Source organism: Stenotrophomonas sp. 3diitr2024 (assembly GCF_042136455.1).
Lineage (GTDB): Bacteria > Pseudomonadota > Gammaproteobacteria > Xanthomonadales > Xanthomonadaceae > Stenotrophomonas > Stenotrophomonas sepilia.
The window spans coordinates 1-4,588 of sequence record NZ_JBHHMJ010000799.1 but is presented as its reverse complement, the minus strand read 5'-3'; the positions used below and the strand labels follow the sequence as shown (position 1 = coordinate 4,588).

At 67.0% G+C, this 4,588-nt stretch carries 4 protein-coding genes; 2 read left to right on the top strand and 2 right to left on the bottom strand.

Features of this window, described 5'->3' with window-relative positions; genetic code table 11:
* Window positions 1-293 precede the first annotated feature (293 nt).
* The gene (locus ABGA94_RS21360) at window positions 294-914 is read right to left on the bottom strand and encodes a thymidine kinase (protein WP_005421101.1); all 621 of its coding nucleotides are present in this window, start codon (window positions 912-914) and stop codon (window positions 294-296) included.
* 124 nt (window positions 915-1,038) lie between these two features.
* The gene (locus ABGA94_RS21355; RefSeq protein WP_375368057.1) at window positions 1,039-1,719 is read right to left on the bottom strand and encodes a hypothetical protein; all 681 of its coding nucleotides are present in this window, start codon (window positions 1,717-1,719) and stop codon (window positions 1,039-1,041) included.
* Window positions 1,720-1,818: 99 nt separating this feature from the next.
* Between ABGA94_RS21355 and ABGA94_RS21350 the strand changes: the two genes are divergently transcribed.
* A complete protein-coding gene (locus ABGA94_RS21350) occupies window positions 1,819-3,795 on the top strand; it encodes a UvrD-helicase domain-containing protein (RefSeq protein WP_375368056.1) in 1,977 nt (658 codons plus the stop codon).
* 200 nt (window positions 3,796-3,995) lie between these two features.
* Complete coding sequence (locus ABGA94_RS21345) at window positions 3,996-4,520, top strand: GNAT family N-acetyltransferase (protein WP_151355281.1); 525 nt, start codon at window positions 3,996-3,998, stop codon at window positions 4,518-4,520.
* Window positions 4,521-4,588 lie beyond the last annotated feature (68 nt).

Genomic DNA, 4,588 nt, shown 5'->3' with positions numbered 1-4,588 from the left:
GTCAGATCCGTTTTCCGAAGGAAAACGGATCTGACCCCGGAATTTCATTCGATATCTGACAGATTTCATCCACTCATGGCGTGGATCTACTGGCCGCCGGCCAATTGTCGAAGGCGGGGCACTGTGGGTTTGCGGGGTGTGAGCCGCATGGATGCGGCGACCAAGGCTACATGGACGTACTTGCGCCGTCCCCGCACACCCACAGTGCCCCGCCATCCCACGGAATGCCAGCTTTCGCTGTTGACGTTGCTGTTGCCTCTGCAGGTGCAGGGCGCAGCCCTGCCGAACACCCCTTACAGCGGCAGGGGCGCCTGCGCCGGATCGATCCGGCCTTCGCCGCGGGTGATCTTCTTGAACTCGGCACGGCTGACCGACACGTAGCGCTCGTTGCCACCGATCTCCACCTGCGGGCCGTCCTGCACGGCGTGGCCATGCTCGTCCACGCGCACGGTCATCGTCGCCTTCTTGCCGCTGTGGCAGATGGTCTTGATTTCCTGCATCTCGTCGGCCCAGGCCAGCAGGTACTGGCTGCCTTCGAACAGCTCGCCGCGGAAGTCGGTACGCAGGCCGTAGCACAGCACCGGAATGCGCAGCTGGTCGACGACCTCGCTGAGCTGCCAGACCTGGGCGCGGGTCAGGAACTGCGCCTCGTCCACCAGCACGCAGCCCATCGGGCCGTTGGCTGCCAGATCCTGCTCCACCCAGCGCTGCAGGTCGGTATCGCGGTCGAAGGCCATGCCGTCAGCGCGCAGGCCGATCCGCGAGGCAACCACGCCGGCGCCGGCACGATCGTCCAGGCGTGGGGTCAGGATCGCCACCCGCATGCCGCGCTCGCGGTAGTTGTGCGCGCTCTGCAGCAGGGTGGTGGTCTTGCCGGCGTTCATCGCCGAGTAGTAGAAGTAGAGCTTGGCCATCGGCCAATTCTAGTCGCCACCCGGCCCGCCGTCGCGGATCGGCCGTGGCCGGGCGATCACGTGCCGGCTGTCGCGTACCCCGGTGCCAGCAGCGCCGAGGCAACGATGGCCTGGCCGGCGTGGCTCATCGCCCCGATCTGGCCAGCTCCTCGTCCTGCCATTGCCGGTAGGCCACCGGGTCCCAGTAGCGCGCCAACTGGTGCTTTTCCGGTTGCAGCACACGGGCCCCCGCATCGCCACGGCCCTGGCTGCGCATGGCGCCGTTCCAGCCGGCGCGGCTGCCGGTCTGCCGCATGCTGCCGGCCCGCAGTTCACGTTCCAGCCGCGGCGTCGCGGCCGGATCGCCGAACTCGGCATACAGCGCGCGGCCCTCGCGCACCGCGCGCTCGCGCTCGTCGGCGGACAGCGCCTCCCAGAAGCGTTCGCGCTGTACCACCAGCCACTCGGTGCCGCGCTCGGCCGCCAGGTCCATCCATGCATAGCCCAGGGCGCGGTCGACCGGACCGCCTTGCCCGTTCCAGAGCATGTCGGCCAGCGCTGCCTGTGAGAGCTTGTCGCCGTAGCGCGCGGCATTGCGGAAGTCGTTGCGGGCCTCTTCGTGGCGGCCCCGCTCGCGGGCCTGCATGCCGAGCCCACGGAAGCGCAGGTCCGGATGGTAGACGAGGAACTCGTGCGACTGCAGCACGATGGTTTCATAGGCGTCGGCAGGCGGTGCCGGGCTGGACCCGGCCGCAGGCACGGCCAGCAGGCCCAGCAGGCCCAGCAGGGTAGCCACCAGCGGGCGGGCGATGATGTTCAAGGACATGGACCACGCTCCTGTGTTCCGGAGTCGACTCAATACCTTAGGGCCAGGCGTCATGCAAGTCAGGTCGGCCCGCCGGCACCCCGCTACAATCCTGTCCCCATGCACGGTCTCAATCCCCCCCAAGCCGCCGCCGTCCTGCACATCGAAGGCCCCTTGCTGGTGCTCGCCGGCGCCGGCAGCGGCAAGACGCGGGTGATCGTGGAGAAGATCGCCCACCTGATCGGCAGTGGCCGCTATCCGGCGCGCCGCATCGCGGCGATCACCTTCACCAACAAATCGGCCAAGGAAATGCGCGAGCGCGTGGCCAAGCGCCTGCGCGAGCAGGATGCCGACGAGGTGACCATCTGCACCTTCCATGCGCTGGGCCTGAAGTTCCTGCAGATCGAACACGCCGCCGTGGGCCTGAAGCGTGGATTCTCGATCTTCGATGCCGACGATGCCGCTGCGCAGATCAAGGACCTGATGTATGGGGCCAAGCCCGACGACATCGAGGACATGAAGAACCTGGTGTCGCGCGCCAAGAACGCCGGCCTGTCGCCCGAACAGGCGATGGCCGCCGCGCGCAGCAACCGCGAGAAGGAAGCGGCCAGTGTCTACGAGCGTTACCAGCTGCGCCTGACGGCGTTCAACGCGGTCGACTTCGATGACCTGATCCGTTTGCCGGTGCAGATCCTGGAGGAAAATCCGGAGATCGCGCTGGCCTGGCGCGAGCGCATCGGCTACCTGCTGGTGGACGAATGCCAGGACACCAACGACGCGCAATACCGCCTGCTCAAGCAGCTGGCTGGTGAGAAGGGCAATTTCACCTGCGTGGGTGACGATGACCAATCGATCTACGCCTGGCGTGGCGCCAACCCGGAAAACCTGCAGCAGATGGGGCGTGACTACCCCACGCTGGAAATCATCAAGCTGGAGCAGAACTACCGCTGTTCCAACCGCGTGCTGCGCGCAGCCAACGCGCTGATCGCCAACAACCCGCACGAGCACCTGAAGAAGCTGTGGAGCGACCAGGCCGACGGCGAGCGCATCCGGGTGTGGGAATGCCGCAACAGCGAGCATGAAGCGGAAAAGGTGGCCGCCGAGATCGCCTTCGTGGCGCAGTCGCGCAACGTGCCGTGGAGTGACTTCTGCATCCTGTTCCGCGGCAACTTCCAGTCGCGGCCGCTGGAAAAGGCGATGCAGCTGCTGCGCATCCCCTACCACCTGACCGGCGGCACGATGTTCCTGGAACGCCAGGAAGTGAAGGACACGCTGGCCTGGCTGCGGCTGTTGGTGAACCCGGACGATGACACCGCGTTCATGCGCGCGGTGCAGTCGCCCAAGCGCGACGTGGGTGCCGGTACGCTGGCCAGGCTGGCCGAGCTGGCGCAGGAAAAGGACATCCCGATGGCGCATGCCGCCGAGTCGATCGGTGCGCTGCAGCAGCTGCCACCGCGCGCGGCCAACAGCCTGGCGCGGTTCACCGACATCCTGCGCGACCTGCGCGCGCAGATGCGCCAGGTCAGCTCCGGCGACATGATCCGCAAGGTGGCCAAGGAATCGGGCCTGCTCAGCGAACTGCGCCAGCAGGCCAAGGAAGAGGCCAGTTACCAGCGCCGCGCCAACAACATCGAGGAACTGGCGCAGTGGTTCGAGGGCGGCCCGCGCGGCGCCACCGCGGCCGACCTGGCCGGCCAGCTGGCGCTGCTGTCGCGCAGCGACAAGGACGAGGGCGGCAACCAGGTGCGCATGATGACCATGCACGCCTCCAAGGGCCTGGAATTCCCGTACGTGTTCATCGTTGGCTGCGAGGACGGCGTGCTGCCGCACCAGGTCAGCCTGGACGAGGGCAACCTGCAGGAAGAACGTCGCCTGCTGTACGTGGGCATCACCCGCGCCAAGATCCAGCTGTGGATGAGCTACAGCAAGCTGACGCGCAAGTTTGGCGAGCATGTGCGGCTGAAGCCGAGCCGGTTCTTCGACGAAATTCCAGCCGAGGAGATCCAGCGCGACGGTGCCGACCCGGTGGCCGATGCGGCGCGCAAGAAGGAACGGGCGAGCGCGGGGTTGGCGGCGATCGAGGCGTTGTTCGACTAAGGCGCTCCAACGGCGCCGCCGCTCCGTGGTGGAGCACGCGTTGGTTCGGTGGCTGGCCGGTCGGGGTGGGTTCGCGGGGGACGCCGTGACCCCGTCCCTGAAGTGACCCCCGGGCGTGTCCTTCCACGGCAATGCAAAGAAAATCAAATTCAACAGCCGGGGGTCGAGGCAGAATCGGGGTTTCGGCTGGAGGTCTGCGCGTGCATCCGATTGAAAGTGAACGCCTGCGTCTGCGTGCGATCGAGCCCGACCGCGATGCGGTGCCGATGTTGGCACTGTTGAACGATCCGGGCTTCGTGCGCTTCATTGGTGACCGCAACGTACGCAGCGAGGAGCAGGCGCGGGAGTACATCGCGCTGCGGGTGCTGCACAGCTATGCGTTGAACGGGTTCGGCATGTATGCCATCGAGCGCTTGTCCGATGGCGCGTGGCTGGGCAATGCCGGGCTGGTGCGGCGTGATGGCCTGCCGGGGCCGGATATCGGCTATGCGGTGCTCTCGGAATTTGCCGGGCAGGGCTATGCCGGTGAGGCGGCGCGTGCGGTGTTTGCGCATGCACGCGGAGCGCTGGGCCTGCAGGATCTGTATGGCATTACCGATCTGGACAACGTGGTGTCCGGGAAGATCCTGCTGGGCCTGGGCATGCAGGAGCGCGGAGTGATCCAGCTGCCGGGCGTGGACAGCCCGAGCCGGCTGTATGCCACGCCGGGAGCGGCGGAGGTCTGATCCCTGATGATGGCAGGTGCCGGCCGCTGGCCGGCATCCAGGCATCACCGGGTTGCCGGCCAGCGGCC